The sequence below is a fragment of the Mesorhizobium sp. M7A.F.Ca.ET.027.03.2.1 genome (assembly GCF_003999175.1).
In the GTDB taxonomy this organism is placed as follows: Bacteria; Pseudomonadota; Alphaproteobacteria; order Rhizobiales; family Rhizobiaceae; genus Mesorhizobium.
The window spans coordinates 1-4,068 of the sequence record NZ_RZOM01000548.1 but is presented as its reverse complement, the minus strand read 5'-3'; the positions used below and the strand labels follow the sequence as shown (position 1 = coordinate 4,068).

At 65.1% G+C, this 4,068-nt stretch carries 4 protein-coding genes; all 4 read right to left on the bottom strand.

Annotation, left to right across the window (positions count from 1 at the left end):
* On the bottom strand, positions 1 to 1,275 hold a 1,275-nt coding region (locus tag EN750_RS21900), incomplete at its 3' end, for an aminotransferase class III-fold pyridoxal phosphate-dependent enzyme (protein WP_127397621.1).
* A 35-nt stretch (positions 1,276 to 1,310) separates the two neighbouring features.
* Complete coding sequence (locus tag EN750_RS21895; protein WP_127397620.1) at positions 1,311 to 2,660, bottom strand: aminotransferase class III-fold pyridoxal phosphate-dependent enzyme; 1,350 nt, start codon at positions 2,658 to 2,660, stop codon at positions 1,311 to 1,313.
* A gap of 21 nt (positions 2,661 to 2,681) precedes the next feature.
* Positions 2,682 to 3,350 (bottom strand): HAD-IA family hydrolase, encoded by a 669-nt coding sequence (locus EN750_RS21890; protein WP_127397619.1) that lies wholly within the window; start codon positions 3,348 to 3,350, stop codon positions 2,682 to 2,684.
* The coding region (locus tag EN750_RS21885; protein ID WP_189526372.1) for a Tm-1-like ATP-binding domain-containing protein at positions 3,347 to 4,068 on the bottom strand (722 nt) is incomplete at its 5' end. The genes EN750_RS21885 and EN750_RS21890, both read right to left, overlap by 4 nt.

The following is a 4,068-nucleotide window of genomic DNA, read 5'->3' as shown; positions in this document are numbered from 1 at the left end:
GACTTCACCCAGCACCTCGTCGAGGACGCCGATCAGGACGTCGGCATTGTCGCGCGAGAACGGCATGGGCGGGCGGATCTTCAGCACATTGCCGTGGATGCCGGTCTTGCCCATGAGCACACCGCAGTGGCGCATGCGGTTGGCGACCTGCTCGGCAATGTCGGGCGCCGGCTCGCGCGTCTCGCGGTCGTGAACCAATTCGGCGCCGAGGAACAGGCCGGCGCCCCTGACCTCGCCGATGCATTCATGCCGATCCGCCAGCGGGCGCAGCAGCCCAAGCGCATAGGCGCTGACATCGCGTGCGTTGGCGACGAGATCTTCCTGCTCGATGACGTCGAGAACGGCATTCGCCACCGCGCAGGAAACCGGGTTGCCGCCGAAGGTGTTGAAGTAGCGGAAAGCGTTGCGGAAGGTCGCCAGGATCTCCCTCGAGGTGACCACGGCGGCGACCGGATGGCCGTTGCCCATCGGCTTGCCCATGGTGAGGATGTCGGGAACGAAGCCAGCGCGCTGGTGGCCCCAGAAATGACTGCCGGTGCGGCCGAAACCGGGCTGCACCTCATCGGCGATGACCAGTCCGCCGGCGTCACGCACCGCGCGCATCGCGTCGTCGAAAAATCCGGATGGGAGCGTCGGAAAGCCTTCATTGGCGAGCAGCGGACACAGGATGATGCCGGACAGGCCGATGCCATCCTGCTCCAGCGAGGCGATGGCTTCGCGCACCGCGTCGCCAAAGGCTTTGCCGTTGGCCATCGCATCCTGATGGCGATAGCTGTCAGGCGCCGGCACCAGCCTGACATTGCGGGCGCGGCCACCGACCGGCGGCATGCGGGTGCTGAGCTGCGAAACCGCCGTGGTGTTGCCATGGTAGGTGGCGTCGGTGGCGATGACGCCCATGCGGCCGGTGGCGGCCTGCGCCATGCGCAGCGCGATGTCGTTGGCCTCACTGCCGGTGCAGGTCAGGATGGCGGACGACAGGCTGGCAGCGAAGGTCGCGGTCAGCCGCTCGACATAATCAAGGATGGCGGTGTGCAGATAGCGCGTGTGGGTGTTGAGCAGGCTGGCCTGCCGGCACAGGGCTTCGACCACATGCGGGTGGCAGTGGCCGACATGTGCGACATTGTTGTAGGCGTCGAGATATTTCCGACCATCGGCATCGTAGAGCCAGACACCTTCGCCGCGCACCAGATGCACGGGCTCGTCGTAGAACAATTGCGATTTCGCGCCGAGCAGGCGGGAACGCCGGCTAACCAGTGCTTCTTGCGATTGGCTCATTGCGTCTTGAAACTCCGTTGTGTCCAGCTAACCCGTCAGGCCTTCGACAGGCCCGCATCCAATGCTTCGCCGATCTTCGTCACATCGGCAGCGCTGATGATGAGCGGCGGCGACAGGATGATGGCGTTGCCCGACACGCGCAGCATGACGCCGGCCTCATAGGCGGCCTCCGAAACCACGGCCATGGTCTTCTTGTCGGCAGGCTTTTTCGTCGTGCGGTCCGAGACCAGCTCCAGCGCCGCCATCAGGCCCTTGTACCTGACATCGCCGACGATCGCATGCCTGGCCTTCAGCCCCTCCAGCGTGGCCGCGAGTTCGACGCCCCGTGCCGCCGCGTTCTCGTTCAGGCGAAGCCGTTTGGTCTCTGCAAGCGCCGCCAGACCCGCCGCGCAGCCGACCGGGTGGCCGGAATAGGTATAGCCGTGGCCGATCGCACCAAAACTGGTCTTGTCGGCCTCGAAGACATCGGCGACTTTTCCGCCGATCAAGGTCGCGCCGAGCGGGAAATAGCCTGACGTGATCGCCTTGGCGATGGTCATGAAGTCCGGCTTCACGCCGGACAGACGCGAGCCCGACCATGCGCCGGTGCGGCCGAAGCCCGTCACTACCTCGTCGGCGATCAGCAGGATTTCATGGCGGTCGCAGATCTCACGCACCAGTGGCATGAAGCTCTCATGCGGAACGATGACGCCGCCGGCGCCGAGAACCGGCTCCAGGATGAAAGCGGCGATGGTGTCGCCGCCCTGGAAGGCGATTTCGTCCTCCAGCGCCTTGGCGCACAGTTTCGCCAGCCGCGCTGGGTCGGTCTCATCGAACGGGTTGCGGAAGGTCCAAGGGGCGGGAATGTGGAAGACGCCGGGCAGCAGCGGCTCGTAGTTGCGGCGGAAATTGGCATTGCCGTTGACCGACGCGCCGCCGAAATGCGTGCCGTGATAGCCCTTCTTCAAGGCGAGGAATTTTGTCCGGTCGGCCTGGCCGCGGATCTTCCAGTATTGCCGCGCCAGCCGAAGTGCCGTTTCGACCGAATCCGAGCCGCCCGAGGTGAAGAAGGTCCGCACCATGCCTTCCGGCTCGAACCATTCGCAGAGTTCGTAGGCGAGTTCGATCGACGGTCCTGTCGAAGTGCCGCGAAAACCGGAATAATAGGGCAGCGCCGAAAGCTGGTCGGCGATCGCCTGCTTGATCGGGTCGCAGCTGTAGCCGAGATTGACGTTCCACAGACCGCCGACGGCGTCGAGCACAGTGTTGCCGGCTATGTCGGTGACCATCACACCCTCGCCTTTCATGATCACCTTCGGCGGGTTGGCCCGCATCTCGGCCGGATGCGCCATCGGGTGCCAGATCGGCTTGGCGTTGGTTTCGGTGAGAAAATTGATGTCGCGCATGGAGGACTCCGCAAAAAAATCTCAGGCAACTGGGACGAGGCCGAAATGACCGAGGGCTTCGGCATAGGAATGAGCCGGGCGAGCGACGTCGAAATGGACCGTGCGCATGCCGGCAGCACAGCCGCCATCGACATTGCGCCGCTGGTCGTCGACGAAGACGCAAGCGCCAGCCGGCAGGCCGAGCGCCTCGGTGACGAAGGCATAGGCGCGTGGATCGGGCTTGAGGATGCCGGTGTAAGTGGCGTCGATGATCACATCGAACAGGCCGAGCAAAGGCAACCGCCGGCGGAAATCGGCGCCGTAGAACAGGTCGAGTTCGTTGGACAGGATCGCCAGCCGAAAACCCGCCGCATGCACCGTGCGAATGGCGCTGTCGGCCTCGGGCCGCACCACCTTTTCCGGCTCGGCGCCGCGCGCTCGTTGGACGAAGGTCTCCATCGCCTGCCAGTCCTCGCCGATGAGCTGACCGACCTCACTGGTGCGGGAGCGCCAGTAGTCGCGCTCGCTGATCTCGTCGGCCTGCATGGCGCGCCACAGCGGATCGCTGCCCGGATCGAACGGCCCGCGCCATTGCAGCGTCCCCGGCGCGAGGCCGAGCGCCTGTTCGGTCAAGGCATGCGTCTCGAACAGCGTCCGGGTGACGACGCCGCCGAAATCGAGGACCAGTGCCTGGGCCGGAACAGCGCTCACGCTGCCACTCCCTCGGCCGGCTTGCCGCGCGGGATGATGCCTTCCTCGACCCAGCGGTCGAAGATCTCGAGCGCCTTGTCGACGAAGTCGTCGCTGTTGATATGGGCGTCGATCTCGTGGAACTCGACCCCGGCGGGAATAGCCCTGCGCATTTCATCGGCGAAGGCAGCCAGGGCTTCGGGGTCATAAAGCGGCTCACCCTGCGTATCCCATTCCTGGATGCCGCCGGTAGGCAGGATGAAGGCGGAGCGGCCTTTCGCGGCACCCAGTTTGGCGGCGATGGTCCTGGCGACCTGGCGGCGATCGTCGGCATCGACGGTGATCGACGCGATCAGCCTGTTGTGGGCATGAAACGGCCGCGTCGAGAATTTAGCCGGCAAATCCTGCCAGGTCGGCAGATCGACCATGTCGACCGCCCCGGGTGCGGCGATCTGCGGAATGCCGCGAGCGCCAGCATTCTCCAACCGGTCGGTGCCGGAACTGACGACAGAGCCCGCAAGATGATTGGTGATTTCCTGCAGGCTGAAGTCGAACACCGCGCAAAAGTGGTCCTGACCGGCAATCGATTCGAAGGCGCGGCCGCCCATTCCGGTGGTGTGGAAGACGGCAACGTCATAGCCGCGCCGTTCCAGCGCCGGCTTCAGCGTCTTCATGTAGCGCAGGCAGCTGCTGCCGAGCGAGGTCATGCCGATGGTCGGCCCGATGGCCGGTGCCGAGG